General features: G+C 38.3%; 19 protein-coding genes. 8 read left to right on the top strand and 11 right to left on the bottom strand.

Annotated elements, in window-relative coordinates:
- Nucleotides 1-95: 95 nt before the first annotated feature.
- From KO495_RS07490 to KO495_RS07505, 4 genes are all read right to left on the bottom strand, one after another.
- The gene (locus KO495_RS07490; protein WP_215979784.1) at nt 96-1,727 is read right to left on the bottom strand and encodes a glycoside hydrolase family 3 protein; all 1,632 of its coding nucleotides are present in this window, start codon (nt 1,725-1,727) and stop codon (nt 96-98) included.
- A 93-nt stretch (nt 1,728-1,820) separates the two neighbouring features.
- Nucleotides 1,821-2,597 (bottom strand): ATP-binding cassette domain-containing protein, encoded by a 777-nt coding sequence (locus tag KO495_RS07495; RefSeq protein WP_215979785.1) that lies wholly within the window; start codon nt 2,595-2,597, stop codon nt 1,821-1,823.
- Nucleotides 2,590-3,561 (bottom strand): ABC transporter permease, encoded by a 972-nt coding sequence (locus KO495_RS07500; RefSeq protein ID WP_215979786.1) that lies wholly within the window; start codon nt 3,559-3,561, stop codon nt 2,590-2,592. The genes KO495_RS07495 and KO495_RS07500 overlap by 8 nt, the downstream gene beginning before the upstream one ends.
- 10 nt (nt 3,562-3,571) lie before the next feature.
- Nucleotides 3,572-4,684, bottom strand: a complete 1,113-nt coding sequence (locus KO495_RS07505) for a substrate-binding domain-containing protein (RefSeq protein ID WP_215979787.1) — start codon at nt 4,682-4,684, stop codon at nt 3,572-3,574.
- A 191-nt stretch (nt 4,685-4,875) separates the two neighbouring features.
- Here KO495_RS07505 and KO495_RS07510 point away from each other — a divergent pair, with 191 nt between their 5' ends.
- From KO495_RS07510 to KO495_RS07535, 6 genes are all read left to right on the top strand, one after another.
- The gene (locus KO495_RS07510; protein WP_215979788.1) at nt 4,876-6,066 is read left to right on the top strand and encodes an ROK family transcriptional regulator; all 1,191 of its coding nucleotides are present in this window, start codon (nt 4,876-4,878) and stop codon (nt 6,064-6,066) included.
- A 113-nt stretch (nt 6,067-6,179) separates the two neighbouring features.
- Nucleotides 6,180-6,674 carry an FKBP-type peptidyl-prolyl cis-trans isomerase gene (locus tag KO495_RS07515; protein ID WP_215979789.1) on the top strand — a complete coding sequence of 165 codons (495 nt, stop codon included), beginning with the start codon at nt 6,180-6,182 and terminating at the stop codon, nt 6,672-6,674.
- 287 nt (nt 6,675-6,961) lie between these two features.
- The gene (locus tag KO495_RS07520; protein WP_215979790.1) at nt 6,962-9,559 is read left to right on the top strand and encodes a family 20 glycosylhydrolase; all 2,598 of its coding nucleotides are present in this window, start codon (nt 6,962-6,964) and stop codon (nt 9,557-9,559) included.
- Nucleotides 9,560-9,900: 341 nt separating this feature from the next.
- Entirely contained in the window at nt 9,901-10,947 is a 1,047-nt protein-coding gene (locus tag KO495_RS07525) for a carbohydrate porin (RefSeq protein ID WP_215979791.1), read from the top strand.
- Between the two features lie 181 nt (nt 10,948-11,128).
- Nucleotides 11,129-11,404: a hypothetical protein gene (locus KO495_RS07530; protein WP_215979792.1), complete on the top strand. Its 276-nt coding sequence runs from the start codon at nt 11,129-11,131 to the stop codon at nt 11,402-11,404.
- Nucleotides 11,405-11,690: 286 nt separating this feature from the next.
- Nucleotides 11,691-13,145: a catalase gene (locus KO495_RS07535; RefSeq protein WP_215979793.1), complete on the top strand. Its 1,455-nt coding sequence runs from the start codon at nt 11,691-11,693 to the stop codon at nt 13,143-13,145.
- 91 nt (nt 13,146-13,236) lie between these two features.
- Here the strand turns inward: KO495_RS07535 and KO495_RS07540 are convergent, their stop codons facing one another.
- Entirely contained in the window at nt 13,237-14,757 is a 1,521-nt protein-coding gene (locus tag KO495_RS07540; protein WP_215979794.1) for a DUF3360 family protein, read from the bottom strand.
- A gap of 360 nt (nt 14,758-15,117) precedes the next feature.
- Here KO495_RS07540 and KO495_RS07545 point away from each other — a divergent pair, with 360 nt between their 5' ends.
- Complete coding sequence (locus KO495_RS07545; protein ID WP_215979795.1) at nt 15,118-15,519, top strand: DUF2750 domain-containing protein; 402 nt, start codon at nt 15,118-15,120, stop codon at nt 15,517-15,519.
- A 43-nt stretch (nt 15,520-15,562) separates the two neighbouring features.
- Here the strand turns inward: KO495_RS07545 and KO495_RS07550 are convergent, their stop codons facing one another.
- From KO495_RS07550 to KO495_RS07575, 6 genes are all read right to left on the bottom strand, one after another.
- Nucleotides 15,563-17,233 carry a diguanylate cyclase gene (locus KO495_RS07550; RefSeq protein WP_215979796.1) on the bottom strand — a complete coding sequence of 557 codons (1,671 nt, stop codon included), beginning with the start codon at nt 17,231-17,233 and terminating at the stop codon, nt 15,563-15,565.
- 133 nt (nt 17,234-17,366) lie between these two features.
- On the bottom strand, nt 17,367-17,678 hold the full coding sequence (locus KO495_RS07555; protein WP_215979797.1) for a hypothetical protein: 312 nt from the start codon (nt 17,676-17,678) through the stop codon (nt 17,367-17,369).
- A 192-nt stretch (nt 17,679-17,870) separates the two neighbouring features.
- Nucleotides 17,871-18,434 carry a zf-HC2 domain-containing protein gene (locus KO495_RS07560; protein WP_215979798.1) on the bottom strand — a complete coding sequence of 188 codons (564 nt, stop codon included), beginning with the start codon at nt 18,432-18,434 and terminating at the stop codon, nt 17,871-17,873.
- Nucleotides 18,421-19,038 (bottom strand): RNA polymerase sigma factor, encoded by a 618-nt coding sequence (locus tag KO495_RS07565; protein ID WP_215979799.1) that lies wholly within the window; start codon nt 19,036-19,038, stop codon nt 18,421-18,423. Before KO495_RS07565 ends, KO495_RS07560 begins: the two co-directional genes overlap by 14 nt.
- Nucleotides 19,035-19,667: a hypothetical protein gene (locus KO495_RS07570; protein WP_215979800.1), complete on the bottom strand. Its 633-nt coding sequence runs from the start codon at nt 19,665-19,667 to the stop codon at nt 19,035-19,037. Before KO495_RS07570 ends, KO495_RS07565 begins: the two co-directional genes overlap by 4 nt.
- A gap of 98 nt (nt 19,668-19,765) precedes the next feature.
- Nucleotides 19,766-20,932: a GTP-binding protein gene (locus tag KO495_RS07575; RefSeq protein ID WP_215979801.1), complete on the bottom strand. Its 1,167-nt coding sequence runs from the start codon at nt 20,930-20,932 to the stop codon at nt 19,766-19,768.
- A 265-nt stretch (nt 20,933-21,197) separates the two neighbouring features.
- Between KO495_RS07575 and KO495_RS07580 the strand changes: the two genes are divergently transcribed.
- Nucleotides 21,198-23,270 (top strand): prolyl oligopeptidase family serine peptidase, encoded by a 2,073-nt coding sequence (locus KO495_RS07580; protein WP_215979809.1) that lies wholly within the window; start codon nt 21,198-21,200, stop codon nt 23,268-23,270.
- Nucleotides 23,271-23,350 lie beyond the last annotated feature (80 nt).

Consider the following 23,350-nt stretch of genomic DNA (forward strand, 5'->3'; position numbering starts at 1 on the left):
AAATCTTGTTAGTAACTATTATGTAAATCGTTTTTACTAATTAAATAATCAATCATTTTGACTAAATGTCAACCAATTATTAAGAACAATTTATTTTAAAAGGTGTATTTTTCTTCAAGTAACCGTTTTGCAAGCTCTCTAGCGCTAACTGAGCGACTTGAATAAGTACAGACATAAGTGTTTATGGCACATTTTTGACTTAACTCTTTAAGTTCATAGTCTGAACGAAGTGCTAATACCATTAGCTTATTGGTAAATAATTGTTGAGCTTGCTCGATACGTTGAAGCTGCTCTTGCTGAGGAAAAGTTTCTCCTGGTAGAGGATAATCTTCAGTCAAGATAACAAGAGGTCGCTCTATATCGAGTGTTTTATTACCTGCTAGAACTTGAGAAAACTCTTCATAGGGCAGGTACGTTACTTTTGCGTTGGATTGCTGTAATTGTTGATAAAAAACTTGGCTTGCTGGCACAGCGTCATTTGGACCAATACCACGACTATTAACCAGGTTTTCATAACTCGCTGGGTTAACAGCGCAAGTAAAGTAAAATTCTGATTGCCCTAATGGCCATAGTCCTTCATTATTTTTAAGCACGCTAATAGCTTGCTGAGCTGCTTCTTTAGCGACTTTATTACCGGTATCGACCGGCGACTTATTGGTTGATGGTTTATTGTTAACTTTTTGATATTTAAAGCACAAAACATGCTTTAAGGTTTGGTCAATTTGAGCCAAACTCAGCTCACCACTATGTACTGCTTCAATAACACCGTTAATGGTTTCTTGTTGTATTTGCTTATAGGGAGTTGTTTCATTTTCATAATGCTCTTCACTAAGCATAATTAAATGCGCGCCAGCTTTGAGCGCAAGAATAGCGGCTTCACTTGGCGAATAATTTTTTCTCATTGCCCACATATTCATGCTGTCGGTAATAATGAGCCCTGTAAAACCAAGTTCGTCTTTTAATAGTTCTGTTAATATCTTTCGAGAAAGTGTTGCTGGGTATTGAGCATCAATTTCTGGGTAGTTAATATGCGCGGTCATAATGATGCCAACATCATTATTAATTGCTGCAATAAAAGGGGGTAAGTCTTCACTCAGTAATTGACTGGTGTTTTTAGTAACCTCAGGTAAAGAGCGATGACTGTCCGTTGCGGTATCACCATGACCAGGGAAATGCTTTGCGCAGGCAATATTCCCCGTGCGATTAATACCTTGCACTGCTGCTGCAACATGTTGAGCCACATGGCTAGGTTTTTCACCAAACGCGCGTTGACCTATAATCGGGTTATTTGGATTACTATTAACGTCAGCGCAAGGAGATAGCAAGGTGTTGTAACCTATAGCTTGCATTTGTTCGGCAAAAATTTGGTACATATTCGCTGTTAGGTTGGCATCGTTTGCGACCCCTAATGCTAAGTTACCGGGGCCTAAATCAGTCTCTTTGGTTAGTATTCCCCAGGCACCTTCTTGGTCTACTGCAAGTAATAAAGGTGCATCACAAGCACGTAAAGCGGCTTGTTTTTGTAATTGTGCTGATAATATGTTCGCTTCTTTTAAGGTGTTTGCATTGTCATCCGTCAGGTAAAAGCCACCGACATGCATATTTTTCACTAAATCGAGCGCGTACTCATTGTCTTGTCCTGCGAAAGCTAAGACAAAAAGTTGTCCGACTTTTTCTTCAATAGTTAGCGTCGGGATAAGTTGTTCAATTTTTTTTAAGTAACTCATTTTGCATTCCTTAGGCAAAGCGAAGCCCTGTCGCGAGTTTCATGGTATTAAACATGCTCGCGATGTAGATTTTTCGATAACGTTATTGAGCGACTAAGCGGCTATTTTTTTAGCACCAGTAATTAGCGCCACTAAGTCTTCTTTGGTTACATCAGGAACTGCGACATCGGCAACTGAGCTCCCTTGATACAACACCACAGCTCTGTCACAGGTTTCGACGACATGTTGCATGTTATGACTGATCAGTAATACGGCAACACCTTGTGAGCTGATGACCTTGATCAAGTCATTCACTTGTGCGCTTTGTTCAACGCCGAGTGCTGCCGTAGGCTCATCCATAATAACAATATCAGCGCCCCAGTTTACCGCTCTAGCAATGGCTATTGCTTGTCGTTGACCACCTGACAAGTTATGAATTTGTTCACTGTAAGAGGGGATACGTGTATTTAATCGATTTAAAGACTTTCTTGCTCGTTTGGTCATGGTTTTAGTGTCAAGCCAACCTAACCAGCGCAGAATTGGGTTTTTGTGTTTTATTTCTCTATTGAGAAATAAGTTTTGCACAATATCAAACTCAGGAATCATTGCTAAGTCTTGGAATACTGTTTCTATACCCGCGGAGCGGGCATCTTCAGGTGAGCTAATATAAACAGACTTGCCATTAACTTTAATATCACCACCGTCAGGTGCATGAACCCCTGAAATACATTTAACTAAGGTAGACTTACCTGCGCCATTGTCACCTAACAAGCCAACGACTTCACCTTTGTTTATAGTGAAAGTTACGTCTTGCAGTGCATGTACGCCACCAAAACTTTTCTTAATTGAGCTAAGCTCTAAAGCCACTTGATCTAATGCTGATCTAACCATTATTTCGTACCTCTTTAACACCAATAGCAACCGCAACCACCAAAATAACACCGCGAGTAATCATTTGCTCATTGGTGGAAAAGCCTGACAAAATTAGTCCGTTGTTAATAATACCCATTAACCACGTACCTAAAATAGCACCGACAATACAAGCTCTGCCACCAAATAAGCTAGTGCCACCAATGGCTACAGCTGCTATTACCGTTAATAAGTCTGCTTCACCTAGAGTGTATCTTGCGCCATGTAAGCGCCCAGCATAAAGTAAGCCTGCTAATGCGGCGGCCGTTGATGAGGCAATTAAGGCATAAACGCGTATCTTAGTTACTTTTATACCCATAGCTCTTGCAGCAGCAGGGTTACCACCAACCGCTAATAGGTGTCGACCTGCGGCAAGCTTTTTCAAAATGATATAAGCACAGCCACCAATTATTAAGGTCCACAGTAGTAATATTGGCATGCCTAGTACTTTTCCTGAGCCAAAGAAATAGGTGAAGTCTTGATTAATAACTGGAACCGATTCTAAATTGGTTAATTGTCTGGCAATACCGGTGATTATTCCCATAGTACCTAAGGTAATAAGCAGTGACGATACTTGTAGCCGCTCAATTAATAAACCATTAATTAAGCCGACGGTAACTCCCACTAAAAGTGCGCCTAAAACCGCGAGTGGAATACCAGTATGTTGTAATAACAACGCACCTACTAATGCACTTAATGCGACCACCGAGCCAATAGATAAGTCGATATGACCTACGGCTAAGGCAAAGGTTAAACCCACAGCCATAATAGTTAACGGCGCTGTTTGTTTAACAATATTCATAAAGTTGGATAACGTTAAAAAAGCCGTGTCGTGCAAAATAACTGCGAAAAAAAATAAAACGAAGAAGAAGATATAATAAATAAATGCTTCTCGTTGCAAAGCAAACTGCTTCATTTGGTTTAGTGATAACATTTTAGCACTCATAGGGGATCCTTTACTGTTGTAATGCTTGTGTTAGTAATTTCGGTAAAGGCTTTTTAAATGCTTCTAGCCATGCCGTTGTAATGTTTGTTCGAGTAACTTTATCAAAAGGGACAATAGTCACTTGTGCCGCTTGTTGCCCAAGTATTGACGCTGCACCTAATTTAGCCATAGTTGCGCCAATGTCATAAGGTCTATCGGCGACTGTGCCGTATAAATTTCTGTTGGTTGCCATGTCTAATAAGTTATTGACCCCTAAATCATGGGTGATCACCTTAATATCAGGTCTATCTAATGATCTTAATGCTTCTATTACTCCTTCAGCTGCACTATCCCATGAGACATAAATTGCTTCAATTTCTGGATTTTTTAGTACCATTGCTGCGGCAATGTTGCTGGTGTCGCTTTCTTTAACGAAACCTTTCTCGATAACAATCTCTATATTTGGCGCAGCGCTTAACGCTTCTCTAAAAGCACTGTCTCGGTTGTTAGTAATAAAGTAATTAGCATCATGATAAATCATGCCTAATTTACCTTTATCTGACTTACTTGGTTGATTTAGTGCCTCTATAGCTAATTCAGCCGCTGCTCTTCCCATACCAAACATATCATCGGTAACAATACCGACATAATCTTTATGGTGCACAAAGCCTTCAATAGGGTTACTTAACAGCACTAACTTAGCACCGCTATCAATGGCGTTACGGTAACTGTTTTTAGTACTGGTACTATCAACGGAGAGTGACAAAATAATGTCTGGCTTAAGTGCGCTTACATTTTCTAAGTCGGCCACTTGTTTAGCAGGATCGAACTGGGCGTCGGTAACCGCAATAACATCGATGCCAAGTGTTGAAAATGTTTCTCTTGCGCCTTGGTTAACCGCACTAACCCATGAGCTAGAGCCGTGCCATACTAATGCTGCCGTGAGCTTTTTAGTTTTTAACTGCGCTACTTGTTGTTCAGATAAGCTAATATTTTCTGATTTATCTGCATTAGTAATGCTGTTAAAGTCAATTGCTAATGCAGAGGAAGTAAAAGAAATAAGTAAAAAAGCAAAAGCAGTAGCAATGCTTTTACTGACTAAATGGCAATGATTACGACCATGAAAGTAACGTGATAGTGTCATAAATGAACCTGATTTGATTGTTTAATAAACTATATAGTAAAGATAAAAAACATTAAGTCAAATGTTTTGACTTAATGTTTTTTATCTTTTTTGCAGTAAACAAACTAAAAATTTTTAACAAACGGTACTTTATAATTTAAAGTACGTACAATGATCTTGATGACAAATAATTCTCATAGGTGTGTGCTCACTTGAAAGGCTCAAACTCCAAAAAAAATAAAGCCTTAAACTTACGTTTAGTGCTCTCAGAAATAGTTACTCAACGGCCAATTTCCCGAGTGGAGATTTCTCGACGTACGCACCTGACCAAGCAAACAATTACCAACATGGTTGAAGAGCTGCTCGATATTGGCTTAGTCATTGAAGTGGGTATTAAAAAAGAAGGTGCAGTTGGTAAGCCCTCAAAGATGCTCGATCTAAACCCCGAGGGCTGCTATAGCTTTTCGATTCGTATGTTTTTACAAAAGATAGAGCTGGGCATTTTTTCGTTAACCGGCTTAGCGATTGTCAAAATGGAAGCAGAGTATAACCAAGGGAATGAGTTAAGCGTTATTAGTGAGTCATTTAATACACTAATGGCTCAAGCAAAATTAAAAAAATCGCAAATTCTTGGTGCAGGTATTACTTTTGTCAGTAACAAAGAGCACAACCTGTTAACGTATCAAAAAAGTATGGATTTTAAAGTTGCGTTAACAGAAACATTAGCGCTACCAATAGCGACTGAAAATACGGCCTCAGCTTGTGCTGCCTATCAAATGTTATATGGCGAAGCTAAACATTTACACAGTTTTGTTTGTGTGCATATTTCAGATGTGGTTGAAGCAGCGGTTGTTTATGATCGAAGTATATTACTCGGCGCAAATGGCTTAACAGGTGCCATTGGTGAAATGTTTGTCACGCCAGAGACGGATGAAAAAACTGTAGAGCTGGGGCGGTTAAACGATTTTGCTTCACTTAATTCTTTGCAAGCGCATTTTGCCAAGTCGTTTACTAGTCAAGAAGCGTTGATGGAATACTGCTATAACAATCCGAAAGTATTTGAACAGTGGTTAGAAAAGTCTGCCGAGCCAATGCGCATCGCGATACATTCATTGGAAACCTTATTAAACTGCCAAACCATTATTATTGGTGGTGATGTCGACTCATGGTTTTTAGATAAGTTTATTACCCAGCTGCGACCTTATATTCCATCTATTGCCCAATACGGTGATAGAAGTGTTGTCCGCTTAATTAAAGTGCCTAAAGTTGAAGAACTAACCTTAAAAGCGACGGCAACATTACCGCTACATGCCGCTTTATCTATGGGTAATATGCAAACTTTGTCTTTACCACCGTTTAATAGTTTAGAGCCAGTGCAACAACTGATTTATTTAGCAGAATAAATCAGTTGTTGCACGATGGATTAACTTTGCATAACTTGTGTTAGTTATGTCACCAACCATAAAACATCTATTTTTGGGTAGGCTGCTTTAAGATTATTAGCAAGAGAAATAATATGTTGATACGCACTTTTTTTGTCAGTTTAATTTGTACTTTGGTGCTTGGCTGCGCTAGTTCAAGTAACTCGGGTAATTTGTACAACCAAGAAGAAGCTAATGCGATTAAGGGCAAGCACTGGTTAATGATAAACCTTAAACGAGAAGGGGTTTTAGCCACAGACTCTGGATTACAGTATACCGTTTTAGAACCAAGCTCGGGTTGTAAACCTGATCCAGACTATAAAGTAACTGTGCACTATCAAATGTTTTCAGTGGCCTCGCAAAAAATGATTGATAGCAGTTACCAACGCGGAAATCCTGATAAATTTGCTCTCTCTAAAATGGTCAAAGGTTGGCGTGAAGGGGTTCCTATGATGAAAGTTGGTGAAACTTGGGAGTTTTATATACCGTCTGATCTTGCTTATGGTAGTAGAGGTTTAGCGGGCTCAGTTGCACCCAACAGTGTACTGATTTCACAAATAACATTGCTTGATGCCCGTTGTCATAATTAACCACTGATAGATATTAAATTAATTAACTATTTAAACAATAATTTGTATTCAGTTGTAACTCAAAGATAACAAGGGTAGGAATAAATAATATTTTCTTGTATTATTTCAGTCACTTTTTAGGCAGTTGCTTTTGTAGTGTTGTAAGGTTTAGCGAATTAAATCTTCTGTGCGCTACTAAAATCAAGCGATAAGCCATAAGTTAATGTCGTTGGTGTAATGTCTTATCTTGACGTCAATAAATGCTAACGTGGTAAATTTACAACAAAAATAAAATAAGGAAGATTCCCTTGTCATTTAAGAAACTTTTATTAGCAAACTTGCTGGTGACTTTACCACTAACCGCACAGGCGGGTTTATCTCAACAGCAACTTAATAGCTTTGCGTCAGATGCCGAAGTGCACTTTGAAGTGGTAGATAACTTTGTTTTTGGTAGTTCATCTCACAATGGGCGAGTTATTTTAGATAATAAGTCAAAGGTAGCTATTCCTGCTGGCGTCAGTGACTGGGCTATTTACATGCACGTTACTCGTGTTATTGATGAAGAGCAACAAACCGCAAAAGCTCATGGTTTGAATATCGAACATGTGCAGGGTGACTTACATCGCATAGTGCCAACAAAAGACTTTAAAGGCTTAGCCGCAGGTGAAACGCTGGCGATAAACTATAAAGGGGCTGCTTGGATCGTTAGTATGACTGACTTTATGCCAAGAACCTTTATTGTTAGTGGCAAAGCTAAGCCTGCTATTTTCGCGAATACAGATACCGAAGATAGCTTCTCTTATGTTAAACCTATGGTTCGCCCTGAGCAGTATTTACGTTATAACGAGCCAAAAGATTTATTTCCAAAAACGGATGCCGCTTTACGTTATAAAGCTAACTTAGCCGCGCAAGATTTTAGCTTAAGCCGTGAAGAAGTTACCCGTAAAATCATTCCTACGCCGCGCAGTGTTGATCATAATCGCGGTGAAACAACGTTTTCAGACCAATGGCAAATTCGTTACGCAGGTAGTTTAAAAAACGAAGTAACCTATTTACAAGCACAATTAGCCGATTACGGTTTAAGTAAGCTTGATGTACAAGCCGAGCACGTTCCATCAGCTAAAAAACAAGTGCTTTCACTTAAAGTGAATGCCAACTTAAATCATGAAGGTAAGCCCGGCTATAACTTAACGGTTGATAAAAATACTATTGAAATTATTGCCACAGATAATGCCAATGCATTTTACGCTATTCAATCATTACTAAGTTTAATGCCAACGGATAAAAAAGCACAAATTAACTTACCTCGTCTTGAAGTTGAAGATTCAGCGCGCTATGAATGGCGTGGTATGCACTATGATATTGGTCGTAACTTCCATGGTAAAGACAATATTTTAAAGCTGATTGAGCAAATGGCTCATTACAAGCTTAATAAGCTACATTTACACATGACAGAAGATGAAGGCTGGCGTTTACAAATACCAGGCTTACCTGAGTTAACCGATGTTGGTGCAAAGCGCTGTTTTGATTTAACGGAACAAAGCTGTTTATTAACACAACTAGGTGCAGGTCCTCATGGCGATGCCGTTGGTAATGGTTATTTGACTCGTGAAGATTTCATTGAAATATTAAAATTTGCAACAGTTCGCCACATTGAAGTGATTCCTGAGGTTGATTTACCGGGCCACGCTAGAGCGGCAATTAAGTCAATGGAAGCGCGTTATAACAACTTAATGAAAGCGGGTAAAAAAGAAGAAGCCAAAGCTTATTTATTGACGCATCCAAAAGATACTTCTAAATACTTAACGGTACAAAACTATAACGACAACTCAATGGATGTTTGTTTAGACTCAAGCTATAACTTCATTGATAAAGTGCTCTATGAAATGCAGGTCATGTATCGCGATGCTGGCATTGACTTGAAAAAAGTACACTTAGGTGGTGATGAAGTTGGCGCGGGCTCTTGGGCAGGGTCTCCTGCGTGTCAGGCGTTATTTATTGAGCCAGGCAATGGCATATCAGGCGTACAAGATTTAAAAGCGTACTTTATGTCACGTGCTTCTAAACTATTAGCTAACCGTGGTTTAGCGATGGGTGGCTGGGAAGATGGCTTAATGTATAGCCGCACAGCAACCTTTGATCGTGACAGCTTAGCCCCAGATCAAGTATGGGCTAACCCTTGGGATAATATTTGGGAGTGGGGTGTTGCTGATAGAGCATACCGTTTAGCGAATGAAGGTTATGATGTGGTGTTATCTTCTGGATCACATTTATACTTAGATCACCCATATGAAGCTCACCCAGAATCACGCGGTTATTACTGGGCAACACGCTTTACCGACACTAAACGTGTTTTTGGTTACATGCCAGATAACTTATACGCTAATGCTGACTATACCCGTCAAGGTGTTCCTATTGATAACTTAGAAGACTTAGTTGGTCGCGCTATGCCTAAATTAGAAAAGCCAGAAAACATTTTAGGTATGCAAGGCAATGTCTGGAGTGAAACTATTCGTACTGCTGAGCAAATGCAAGAAATGGTGTTCCCAAGAATTATCGCCATTGCTGAACGTGCATGGCACAAAGCAGATTGGGAAGGTGATAAGGTTAATGCAAAAAACAGAAACAAGCAGTGGGCTGAATTTGCCAATGTATTAGCAGCTAAAGAGTTTTCCAGAATGTCGAATAAAGGTATTCATTATTACTTACCTATTCCTGGTGGCGTGATTAATGATGGAAAATTATCAGCAAACGTTGCGCTACCTAGCTTTAGTATTGAATACAGCTTAGATGGTCAATCGTGGCAAAGTTACCAAAGCCCAGTGACGGTAAAAGGTAATGTATGGCTGCGCAGCAAAGCGGTAGACGGTCGTGTTAGTCGTGCGACAGAGGTTGTAGATAAGTAGCCTTTTTAAATGGTTCATTGAAGTTATTCAGATAGATAACTCTGCCTCGCTCAAAGAGCAAAGTGGTTCGCCACTTTGCTCTTTTTTGATCTATCAAGGCAAAGCTTTTCTAATCAAGCGTTAGATATTGAAGCATCAGCTAATCAGGCTCATTTAAATTGCGCTCGTTGTTATCGTAAGTTGAATATTTAAAGGTGCTCAACTAAGGTTAACTAAGTAGCTGCTCTCAAAGCTTTTTATTGAAAAATATCAGCCATTTTTACGGGAGCTTATTAATATCAATCACTGATTTTTATTTAGGTTTTATACTAAATACAAGTTTGCATACAGTAGGTAAGTTTATGGTTAGAAAAAGTTGTTTAACACTAAGTGCTATATGCCTCTATGTGAGCACAGCCTATAGCCACGAATTTACTGCCACCGTTGTTAATGACGCGAGTAATGTTGTTTCTGGTGGTGTTAATGAAACCTCTGCTGTGAGAACTTTAGTTAATGCTAGCGCATTGTTTAATTTGTCTGAGCATTATAGTTTTTATGCTGATGGTGCTTTACTTAGAGGGGATGATGGCGGTTTAGACACTGGCGCTATTCAAGCTTACTCTAATATTGACGAAGCCGAATTTGAAGATATTTATGAAGTTTGGTTTGAAGGAAATTATCAAGAGCAAGGACTACGTTTTAAGTTAGGTCAAATAGATGCTAATAGTGAGTTTGCCTTTATTGAGCATGGCGGCGAATTTATTCATTCATCAATGGGCTTTACACCAACGATTGCATTTATGCCAACCTACCCAATGCCGACGCTAGCAGGCGCTATTAATTGGCAAGCAACGGAGAGTGGTAATATTGCTTTTGGTTTTTTTTCTGATGATTCAAATGAATTTGATGAAGTTTTCTATATTGCAGAGTGGGCTCAACGCTTTAACAATGTTGTCGCTAAAATAGGTGTTTGGCACCAAACTGGCGATATAGAAACCTTTACAGTAGCAAATCATAAAGAGGGCACTGAGGGGGCTTATATGATTGTTGAGGGCTCGTTAGATAATCATTGGCTTTCTTCTCAATCATCATCGTGGTTTGCGCAAATGGGTTATGCAGACGATGAAGTGAGTGAGTTGAACTTTCATTTTGGCGCAGGTATCGCTTGGTATGCTCCATTTAACAGAGCAGGAGATAAGACAGGGATTGGCGTTAACCATGTATCAACGAGTCATTATTTACATAATGAATTACAAAAGTCCGAAACAGCTTACGAAGTTTTTTATCGTTTTCAAGTCAATGATTACCTCGCTTTTAAGCCAGATATTCAGTACATCGTTAGTCCCGCTACCGATAAAAGTTTAGACAATGTCTTGGTTGTAACCCTGCGTACTGAGATAACTTTTTGATGCTCTTCGCTAGTGATTATTAAACCGCTCTTTGGACTTTTTAATAATCATCGTACTACTCCTGTATTATTTATATTTATTTGATATTGTTGTGGTTATTTAAACTATGGCAAAATGCATTGAAAGCTAATGCTCGGCAATGAGCCCAGCAATAAATATTATGATAACAACGGAGAGTTAGATGAATATCGCAGCATTTATAATTGCATTAATAGGCGCACTTGTCGTTTTTGGTGGCTTTTTCTTTAGTAAAAGGCTTGAATCAAAAGTTAAATCTGGTGCTTTAAGAGTTACCTCAGCGATTGGAGGGTTTCTTTTGATCCCTTTAATAATTACTGCCACAGGATTACTACCAAGTGACTCAGTGCAAGCTGGAAAGTATTTTTTCTATATTATGATTATTGGGATTATTTTGTCATTAATTTTTGGTAGAAAGAAGTCAGTAGCGAACTCGTAACATTTGAGTATTAATAACTTATCACACTAATCACGACCTAATCACGATACATTTTTTTAAAATAAGAGCTAAGGCACAGTAACGGTTTAGCTCTTTACACCTCTTCATTTTTTAGCAAGTAACTGTCTTATTTTTCACTGGAATTAGATAAAAGTCATATTGTGTCTAAACTTTATTGGATAGTAAGCGGTCTGAACTTGAGATAAACCAAATTATTCAACAAGTGAGTTTATACGTTATTGTCAATAACGAATTAACCATCGACTAACTGAGAGGGTATGACTTAATGAGTAAGAAATTAACTACCGCAGCAGGTTGTCCTGTTGCTCATAATCAAAACGTTCAAACAGCAGGAAAGCGTGGTCCTCAACTGCTACAAGATGTATGGTTTTTAGAAAAAATGGCGCACTTTGATCGTGAAGTGATCCCTGAGCGCCGTATGCATGCAAAAGGCTCTGGTGCTTATGGTACATTTACAGTTACCCATGATATTACGCAATATACTAAGGCGAAAATATTTTCTGAAATAGGAAAAAAAACAGATCTATTCGCGCGTTTTACTACCGTAGCAGGTGAGCGTGGCGCTGCCGATGCAGAGCGTGATATTAGAGGTTTTGCCTTAAAGTTTTACACTGAAGAAGGCAACTGGGATTTAGTGGGTAACAACACACCAGTATTCTTTTTACGTGATCCTTTGAAATTTCCAGACTTAAATCATGCGGTAAAGCGTGATCCTCGCACTAATATGCGAAGCGCTAAAAATAACTGGGATTTCTGGACCTCATTACCCGAAGCGTTACACCAAGTCACTATTGTTATGAGCGATCGGGGCATACCGGCTACTTATCGTCATATGCACGGCTTTGGCAGCCATACTTTTAGTTTTATCAATGATAATAACGAGCGCTACTGGGTTAAGTTTCATTTCAAATCACAGCAAGGAATTAAGAACTTATCTGATGCAGAAGCAGGGCAAGTGATAGGCAATGACCGTGAAAGCCACCAACGTGATTTACTTGAAAGTATTGATAATAAAGACTTTCCTAAATGGACGTTAAAAGTACAAATTATGCCTGAAGCGGATGCGGCAACGGTTCCATATAACCCTTTTGATTTAACTAAAATATGGCCGCACAAAGATTATCCATTAATTGAAGTCGGAGAGTTTGAGTTAAATCGTAATCCAGAAAACTTTTTCGCAGAAGTAGAGCAGTCGGCGTTTAATCCTGCCAATGTAGTTCCTGGTATTAGTTTTTCACCCGATAAAATGCTGCAAGGGCGTTTATTTTCATACGGTGATGCTCAGCGTTATCGCTTAGGCGTTAACCATCAACATATTCCAGTGAATGCTGCGCGTTGTCCTGTTCATAGTTATCATCGTGACGGCGCTATGAGGGTCGATGGTAATTTTGGTGGTACTGTCGGTTATGAGCCAAATATTGAAGGCGAATGGGCAGAGCAACCTGAAGTTGCTGAACCAGCTTTAAATTTAGATGGAGCAGCTGCTCACTGGGATCACCGTGAAGATGACGATTACTTCTCACAACCTGGGGATTTATTTCGCTTAATGAGTGCAGAAAAACAAGCGATTCTTTTTGATAATACTGCGAGAAATTTAGATGGCGTACCTAAAGAAATCCAATTGCGCCACTTAAAGCACTGTTATAAAGCAGACCCTGCTTATGGCGAAGGTATTGCTAAATTACTGGGTATCGACGTGAGTGAATTTAGTTCTTCATAAGTTCGCTTAAGCTAGTTTTCTAATTAGCAGTTAGATGACCTGAAATAATGGCGCATATAGCGCCCTTATTTCAGGATGATTTGTTATTGTTTTATCTAAAACTTGGAATTATTGCAGGAATACCCGGTAACAAGCCCACTGCAGCCATTACTCCTGTTAATACCACAAACATAATACCTGGTAGTATCCAGCGGCTCATCTTACTTAACTCTGAACTACGCTCTTTACAACCAATCAAACCAAGGTTATCTAGTAACATCGTTAATGACCAACCAAAAGCGGGATTAACAAGCGCAGAAGAAAACACCACAATAGCTGCAGATTGAGTTGTTTTACCTTCTCGGGTCATTTCCATACCTGCTTCAAGTAACGGGATAAATACGCCAACTACTAAGGCAACACAAAGTACAGGTTGCCAAATAGCTAAATCCATTGGGTAACCCCAAATAGCGGCAATAATACAAAACAACGCAGTAAGTATTGCGCCAGCAGGAATAGGGCGTTTAGCGATAGCGGCGGGTACGATGTATGTGCCCCAAGATGAGGTGAAATTTGCTCCACCTAAAATAGAACCAAAAGTTTGGCGAATAGAGGCGCTGGTCATGGTATCGTCAATATTCATTTGTACTTTTTCAGTACGTGCAGGATAACTAATTTTTTGGAATACTTGGTGTCCTAAAAAGTCAGGAGACCACATTGCAACCGCTAAAATAGCAAAAGGTAATACCACAATAAAGCTTTCTAATGTTGGTAAACCTAACATCCAGCCAGTGTTTTCACCCCACCAATACATCGGGTTCATATTAGGTAAACCAGGACCTGTTTGGAACTCAAAAGGTGCGCCCATTGCAAAGGCAATTGTTCCCCCTAACAAACAACTTAACGGTACTGCTAGCCAGCGCTTTCGCCAATGTTCGAGTAAGGCGTATAAGATTATGGTGCAAAAAATAACGGCAAAGGCTATATAGCTCATTTCTATACTTTCAGCCCAAGCGAAGAGCTTTTTTACTTGAGAAATGGTGCCAACAAACCCAAGATATAATAGTAAGCCGCCACAAACTCCCTTGCTGGTGAGGTTTGCCAACATACTGCCGCCTTTACTTATCGCTAAAATTAAACCAAACGCACCTATGAGCAAACCAAAGGCCATTGGGTGGCCACCTGCAGCAACGACAATAGGGATAAGCGGAATTAATGGACCATGTGTACCAGCTAGGTTCGCGGTTGGTAAGATAAAGCCTGAAAAAATAATTATAAAAAAAGCGACAATGAGTAACTCATAACGGACATTTTCTAATATAAACGCTTCACCTAAACCTAGTGGTCCAGCAAAAGTTGCCGCAATAGCACCGACCATAACTACTTTACCAATGGTTGCTGCCATTGCAGGGATGGTGTCTTCTAGCTCAAAACGATAGTCTCTAAAAGGAAGATTAGGCCGCCAGCGTTTAGGTGACATTATTTGTAATTCGTGCTCTAAGTATTCTTCACGTGAGTTAAAGGCTGAACTTGGTTTATGTTGTTGTTCGTAGCTCAACTCATTAGTTTGCTCATGAGCACTTTCTTGAAGCTTATCTTTTACTTCGTGTACAGGTTTAGAAGTATTGCCCATTTTTATTCCTATTATTCACCCACTACAAAGTGCGGTTTCATTTAAGTAACCGACATTTTATCTTAAGCCCTTAACGAGGGCTAACCACAAACGACAAGTTATACTAGGCAATTAGTCTAGGATTAAGCGCAATGGCGCTTAAAAAGTGAGCTTTTACTCTATTTTTGAAAATTACTTTGTTTTAGCGATATTTTCATAAAACATTCTCTGGTGTTACATCAAGTTTAGTTAATGCTATTATTAGCGAAGCTATAGTGACAATTATAAGCGGTAGTTATAGCTAAAAAATTGACGATAATATTGCTAACATAAACCTGAGCACATTATTAATCAGCCTTCATTACTAAAGAGAATACGCACTTGGCCACTCCTATTGATAACAAAACCCTGAATGACATTGAGCAATACAACATTGAAAATCGCTTTCAGTATTTTCTTAAAGAGGTAAACCAAAATAGTGAGCTGTGGATCCTTGCTGATGAACACGGTTGTATGATGTTAAATAGTGATGATGAAGACTGCGTTCCTGTGTGGCCCAATCAAGAATTTGCCCAAACTTGGGCAACAGGTGATTGGGAGTTATGTAGTGCACAAGCAATTAGCCTTGATGTTTGGTTAAAACGTTGGACTCAGGGATTAGAAGAAGATGAATTATCCGTAGTAGTTTTTCCTAATAGCAATGAAGAGGGGGTAATACTTTACCCGACTGAACTTGCTGATGAGTTAAATAAGAAAGCACAAAAATTAAAAAGAAATAACTAAAAAATTTATTAAAAAAGCACTTAAAAGCAACAAGTAAGGTCGCTCACAATGAATTCTGTGGCAAATTAGTGTTGTTTTTTTTGTTTTGTTTATGCTGGTACATACGCTGATCGGCGAGTGATAAACACTCTGACTGGTTTAGTGTTTCAAAACTGGTGGCAATGCCAAAACTGAGGCTGGCCTGTTGCCAGCCACTTTGTTGTAGCTCAGTTTCACTTGCTAGTAGTAACTCCGATATTTGTATCAATAATGACTCCGTGTCTTGTGCGTTTTTTATCTTGACTACCCAAATAAATTCATCACCACCACAGCGGAAAATAGTGCCTAGCTCTGCTAAGTTTTTCTTCATAATTTGTGCTGCTGCAACCAAGTACTTATCTCCAGTATCATGGCCTAATCTATCGTTAATTTCTTTAAAGTTATCGAGATCAATAAAAGTTAAGCTGTAGTGTCCTTGTAAATTACCTAACATTTCATTTTGCGCAAAACGATTGCCTATTTGTGTTAACGGGTCAACGCGGGAGGTTTTGTAACTGCGGTTAAACTCTTTTTGTTTTATTTGCAGCCACTCTGCTAGCGCAAGAAGAATACACAAACAATCTAGTGCTAAAGCTATTTGCACAATTAATTCGGGGTAAATATACCAGTCAATATTATAGGCATGAGATAAAACATATACCGCTAACGTTAGTCCATATAAAAGGTTACCGATTAAGTAATACTTAGCGGTAAAGTCTCTTTTACGTAACATAAAAATACCAGTACTAATGGAAAGAGGTATCCAAATAGTGGCGATGATGTGCGAAATGAAATAGCTTAATGTGAACGGGACAAAAGGCATTAACAGCCCTATCACAACGCTAAAAATGGATAAGTAATTAAATAAGTTAGCTAATCTTGGGTGCTCTTGCTTACAGTTGAACAGCAACTTGGTGAATTGACTGGCTGCGGCAATAGCAAAAGGGAACAATATCATGCCGCTATACACGGGATTAAATGACGTTATTGGCAATAGATACCCTAAGCTCCCCGATGCAGCGAACCAGCCTATGCCATGTAAACCAATATAACCTGCACATGCTAAAGTGATAATATATTTAGTGTTAAGGTAGGTAAAAAGAGCTAATAAAGCTAACGTTATCATTACCGTGAATGCTATTGAGGTAATATTGTTTATCAAAACCTGCTTTTTATAAAAGTTAGCCTGATTATAAATATTGATCACTGCTGGGGTTGGAAACACTTTAGCTTGAATATAAATCCAAAGTGTACCGCTTTGTGAGTCTGCTAGCGGTAAAGAAAAAGTTTGTGAATGAGCCACCTTAGGGTTTTCAGTGCCAATGTGACCAAAATCTTCTAAGGGTATTACTTTACCTTGCTCGGTTTGCCAGTAAGCTTGACCAATATCTAAGTAATTGACATGAAGGTTCACAAACCATGTGTTATGGCTATTTGCTGTGTTTATTACTTTAATTGCCGTTATAAAAGCACCACGCCCCCCTTGTGATGATGCTACAGGGGCAGCATTAGTAAATAAATTTGTTAATTCAGTAAAACTCTCAGGAGCACTGCTATCATTGACAGGGTACCAGAGGTTATGTTCGTTTAATGTAACTGTGTTGATACCATCTAAGTGTGCTGTAGAAGCAACATTGTTAGCATGAATGTAGTTAGAAAAAACGAATAGGGTAAAAAGTAATATGTTTTTTATCATCAAAAAGTAACTTGTTTAAAACACCAATAGCAAGCGAATGAAATAGGAAATAAATATTTATTTAATTATTATAGCCTTATAGTTAAAAAAAACTTTTTTTTAGTGAAGTAAAGAAAAAAACAATGATAAAGCTCTATACGGGGTGATCGAGTAGGTTAGTGAATGTGTTGTAATCTACAGTCATTACCTTGTTGGTGTCATGATAGATTAGCTCAATACGACTATCAGCTATGCTAGCAATATGGTTGCAGTTAAGCTCTTTACCCGCTTTATTAAAGGAGTAGCTCCCTTGTTCGGTAAGCACCATACCTTTTATGCGATTCACGGTTAATGTCGATAAAAATAAGAAAAAATTTTGATGATTAAAAATATAGCGATTTGAAAAAATCCAGCCTTTACTAAAAAAACCTTCCCCTTGATTTGTTAACTCAATAAAACCATGCACTTAATTACTACTGCTTTATCTTTGATTAATAGTGAGTGTAACTCATCATCCATGGCTTGTAGCTCTGGCTCGACTATGTGTTATAGAGCCAAGCAAAGAGCTACGGAATAGCATGGAATGACTCAATGCCGCTGTCTGACTTACCTTTACCCAAGCATAAGTCTGTTAATTCTTTTTTGAATGTTTCCAAGATTATAAAGCAGAACTGGTATTTTTGAGTTTTAAAGTACAGTTTCCTCCTTTACTTAGCTCATCACACTCAAGATAGAGCTCAGGCTCTTTGAGTGATGACAGTAAGCTTAGTTCAGCGATCATATCTACTCCCATGCTTACCCGCCAACCCTCAACTTTTTTAGCCTCTGCAATGACTGGACTACTATTAACATGATTCTCTTGAGAGAATAAAAAAATCACCAAAAAAGAAAGTAACACTACTGATGCTGCTATAGCGAATGGTGCAGTGCGTTTAGTTTTTTGGTATTGATTGTTTTTTGGGGGGCTAAGCTCTTTACTGTTAGCTTTGAAATAATGTTTGTCAATGCTAGCAACCTTTGCTTGTAAATCATCATCGAAATTTGAGCTAAGTACTGAATCAGGAAATCCACGCACTAAAGTTTTTAGATGCTTAAGCTCATTAAAAGCCTTTGAACAAGTGGGACAGCTTTCAATGTGTTTAATGCAGTTTTTATGAGTAGCAACATCAAGCTCATTATCTATAAGATCACCTAGCAGCTCTTCTATCTCAAAGCATTTCATCGAATTTCTCTTTTAATTGGCCAATCATTTTATTTCGCGCGGTATTAATTCTTGAACGCACAGTACCAAGATTAATGGCTAATATTTCACTAATTTGTGCGTAAGTAAATGCTTCTTTATCACATAGAAATAAAATTTGTCGTTCATCTACACTAAGGCTACTCAAAGCGAGATTGTAATACTTAGTCATGTCGTTATTGTCTGGACAATCATTAACAGGCTCGCCAGAAAGCACCTCTTCATTGCTAAGGTCAACAGATGATTGTGGCCTACGCGATTTAGTTCTAACGTAATTTAAGACAATATTTCTTGCGATAGAAAAAAGGTAAGTAGAAAATGTAGATTGATGACGGAAATTATCAGGCTTTTGATATAGCTGAATAAACACTTCTTGGCATAAATCTTCTGCATCTTCTAACTGGCCCTTAAGTTGAAAACAAATGAAACCAAACATTCTTTTTTTATAACGCTTTACTAGTAAATCAAAAGCAACCCTTGAGCCAAGTATAAACTGTTCTATCAACTCTTCATCGAGTGGCTTTTGTTGGCGTGATTTGCTGGTATCGATACTAACTACATTTACTTTGTTTAATACCGAACTCATAAATTATTTTCGGTTCTATTGTCAAAAAGATCAGTAACGGGGGTATTTTTATCTACTATGTAAAAAGCTAAATCGTTAAACCAAACTTGACCACTGCCAACTAGGAGTACACCAAAGATCATATTATCGGCATTTTGGGGAACGTCTAATACTATCGCATATTCTTGCCATTCAGTTGAACCGGTAACTTCTCTGCCGTGCATATTATCAAATGCTAAGGTATTTTTGCTAAACCGGCGGTCTTTCCTATTCTTGTTAAAATAACCCGTAGACTTAGGCTTTTGGAGTCTGTCTTTTTTATAGATACCTAGAAAAGCTCCGACTTCTCCATCAGTAGAGCTCGTTTTAATATTCACTGTCAGTTTAAGTCGTTTTCCTTTGAAATTGTTAACGCTAGCTGAACTTAGTAGAGCAACATAATCTGATTCATCAAGAGAATCTTTTTTTGACTTTATATATCGTGAGGCATTGTCATTAAAGGTGACACTCTTATCTATACCCGAGGTGTAGGCATGTGGATTACTTCCTCCTTTATATAAGCTCTCTAGTAAAGTATCGCTGGCAAATAAAGGCATTGATACTATTAGTAGTATTATTGTTGCCACCGTATATAGCATTATGTTTCTCATCTCGTATCCTTTCGTATTTAATTGTTATTTATAGGGTATGTAACCATGCTGAAATAAAAGTTCATAAATAATCCAAAAAATTTAAGTATCACAGTTTTTTAATTGTTTAAAACTTTATCAGGAGGGGCGTGATGGTTGAGAGTACAATCTAGCCATTGAACAGTCTTAATTTTTTGTAAAAGCTGTTCGTTCGTATCGAGTAGTTCAATTCGACTTTCGGTTAAATCATCTACCTGCTGATAACTGATGTCAGTTCCCACTTTGTTTAACGCATAGGAGCCTTGTTCGGTGATAACAATACCTTTAATACGGCTTATACTAAAAGCGTTAACTAATATCATCAAAGGTTCATAGTTGAAAGTAACAGCATTGGAAAAAATCCAGCCTTTACTAAAAAAACCTTCCCCTTGATTTGTTAACTCAATAAAACCATGCAACTTGATTTGTTGTTGTATCTTTTTCTCGGTATCAGTACTGACGTCTGTCGTCTTATCAATATAACTCTCCTCATTAATATTAACTCCAATGGTAACGTTGCTAAGTGGTGAGAAAGCACGCTTCGTATTGTTTAATAAATATTGTTGATGTTTACCTCCTGCTGCGTCTTTAACGGTTACCTTTTGTAGGTCGCCCAGTGCAATTTGCCCATGGCAGATTAAATTAAGAGGTTTATCGTTGAGTTTGCTCAATGCTATAAATGAAGTTAAGTTTTCCCTGTCTTGTTCACTGTAAAGCTCAGATTTGGTGCCAATAATAATATCAGCAATATTGAGCTGCTGGACGAAAGATGGGTGTGAGGTATAGCGCACATCGCTAAGGTTTCTTGCATCAATTAAGCATAGTATTGATTGTAATGAGATTAAGTCTTTATACTTACCGCTGGTTAGCACCTCAACCACTTCTTTTGGGTGGCCTAGCCCCGTAGGCTCTATAAGTAAGCGATCAGGTTTTGCTTTAGCGATGAGCTGATTAAGTGCAACTTGCATTGGTACCCCAGAAGCACAACACATGCAACCACCAGGTACTTGGCGAATAAATACGCCATTTTTTTCATTATTAGCTTTATTGTTTTTATCACTATTATTAGTTAATAGCTCAGCATCAATGCCTACCTCGCCAAACTCATTTACTAATACCGCCCAATTTTCATGCTCGGGTTTATTAGCCAGTAATTGTACGATAGCGGTGGTTTTTCCTACCCCTAAAAAACCGGTAATAAGGTTGGTAGGAATTGCTGATATTTTAGGAGTTAAATTTTTGAACATAACAGTCTTTAGTGATTTTGAATAAAGTAGAGTCATGGTGATAATACAATATTCATGAACTAAAGGGGGGACTCAGGCTTTTCTAGATGAATTATTTAGGTTAGTCGATATAGTAAAGAGAAAATCTAGCATTATCTGAGCAATGTTAAGTTAAAAGTAAATTATTTGTTACAAATTTATTTACTTTATGGTGTTATTGAAATTGCTAGTATAACTTTTTTGTAATACTTTCGAGTATTGCTTACTTTATAAGGATATAACATTGATAAATAAAACCTTACTTAAGAGCGTTATTTTAGCCTCTGCAATCACCTCTTTTATTACTTATGCGACACAAACTGACCCTTACCTTTGGCTTGAAGAAGTCGAAGGTGAAAAGGCACTTAATTGGGTTAAGGAGAAAAATAAGCGCTCTTTAGCGCATCTAAAGTCTCATGAGAGCTATCAAGGTGTTTATGATAATACGTTAGAAATAATGAATGATAAAGAGCGCATCCCCTATGCAAGAGAGCGTGCAGGTTTTTATTATAATTTTTGGCGAGATGAAAACCATGTGCGCGGGATTTATCGACGAACTACGTTTGAAGAATATCAAAAAGCATCACCTAAGTGGGAAACCGTACTGGATATTGATGCGCTAGCTAAACAAGATAATGAGAACTGGGTTTACAAAGGTATGAATTGTCATAAACCTACCTATCAGCGGTGTTTAGTCTCTTTATCACGCGGTGGTGCAGATGCAACAGTGATTAAAGAGTTTGATGTCAAAACTAAATCATTTGTAAAAGGGGGCTTTAGTTTACCTGAAGCGAAAAGCAGCGTTTCTTGGCATAGTGAAAATAAGGTATTTGTCGGTACCGACTTTGGTGAAGGCTCAATGACGGACTCTGGTTATCCTGCTGTTGTAAAAGTATGGCAACGTGGGACAAAGCTTGAAACGGCCAAAACACTCTTTGAAACCGATAAAACATCAATAGCAGCAGGCGGCTCTACTGTTTACGATGGCGATACACCGCATCATATCATTTCTGAGGCTACCAGTTTCTATACTCGTAATGTGTTTGTCATCAATAATGGTAAATTAACTAAACTTAATATTCCTGAAGATGCTTCTGTTGTTGGTTTGAATAATAATAAAATATTTGTTCAGTTGAAGTCGTCTTGGGGGGATTTTGTACAAGCTGAGGTTATTTATACCGATATTGATTCTTTAATTGTTGGTAAAGCAACGTTTACCAGCTTTATAAAGCCCACTAAAACGATATCAATTGAAGGGTTAAGTTTTACTAAGTCAGCCATACTCGTTACTGTGATGGATGATGTAAAAAACAAATTATACCGTTATCGTCCAAGCAAGAACGATCAATGGCAAGTTGAACAGGTGAATTTCCCTGAAAATGGCTCTATTACGGTGTTTAACACTGATACTGCAAAAGATGACTTTTTTGTTAATTATACAGACTTTTTAACTCCATCAAGCTTGTATTTAGTTAATGGCAATGACCTTGTTATTAATAAGCTTAAAGGGGAGAAATCCCACTTTGATGCTGACAATTTTGTTGCTAAACAACACTTTGCAACATCAAAAGATGGCACTAAAGTGCCTTACTTTATTGTGCACGATAAAAACATCAAGCTAAATGGCAAGAACCCGACATTATTATATGGTTATGGCGGTTTTGAAGTATCAATGCAGCCTTATTATTCTTCAGTTACAGGAAAGAATTGGTTAGAGAAAGGCGGTGTATATGTTATGGCTAACATTCGTGGTGGTGGTGAGTATGGTCCAAGTTGGCACCAAGCAGCACTAAAGCAAAATCGTCATAAAGCCTATGAAGACTTTGAAGCCATTGCAGAAGATTTAATAACGCGTAAAGTTACTTCACCTAAGCATTTAGGGATTCAAGGTGGCAGTAATGGTGGTTTACTTGTTGGTGCAGCCTTTACTCGTCGCCCAGATTTATATAATGCGGTAATTTGCCAAGTGCCATTACTGGATATGAAACGGTTTAATAAATTGCTTGCGGGCGCAAGTTGGATGGGGGAGTACGGAAATCCAGATAATGCTGATGAATGGGAATATATTAAAACCTATTCGCCTTATCATAACCTAAAGAGTAGCGTTAACTACCCGAAAGTATTCTTTACTACCTCGACCAGAGATGACCGTGTTCATCCTGGGCATGCGCGCAAAATGGTAGCCAAAATGGAAGATATGGGGCTTGATGTTTTATATTTTGAAAATATGGAAGGTGGTCATGCCGGCGCAGCAAATAATGAGCAACGCGCTATGGTGAGTAGTTTAAGCTATGCTTATTTGATGGATCGACTACAGTAAAGCTTTAATCACCGATATTAGTGATTGTAATAAAAAGGGAATAGTTTAATCACTACTCCCTTTTTTGTGGGTTAACCTCT

This window comes from Colwellia sp. D2M02, from assembly GCF_018860755.1.
GTDB classification, from domain to species: Bacteria; Pseudomonadota; Gammaproteobacteria; order Enterobacterales; family Alteromonadaceae; genus Colwellia; species Colwellia asteriadis.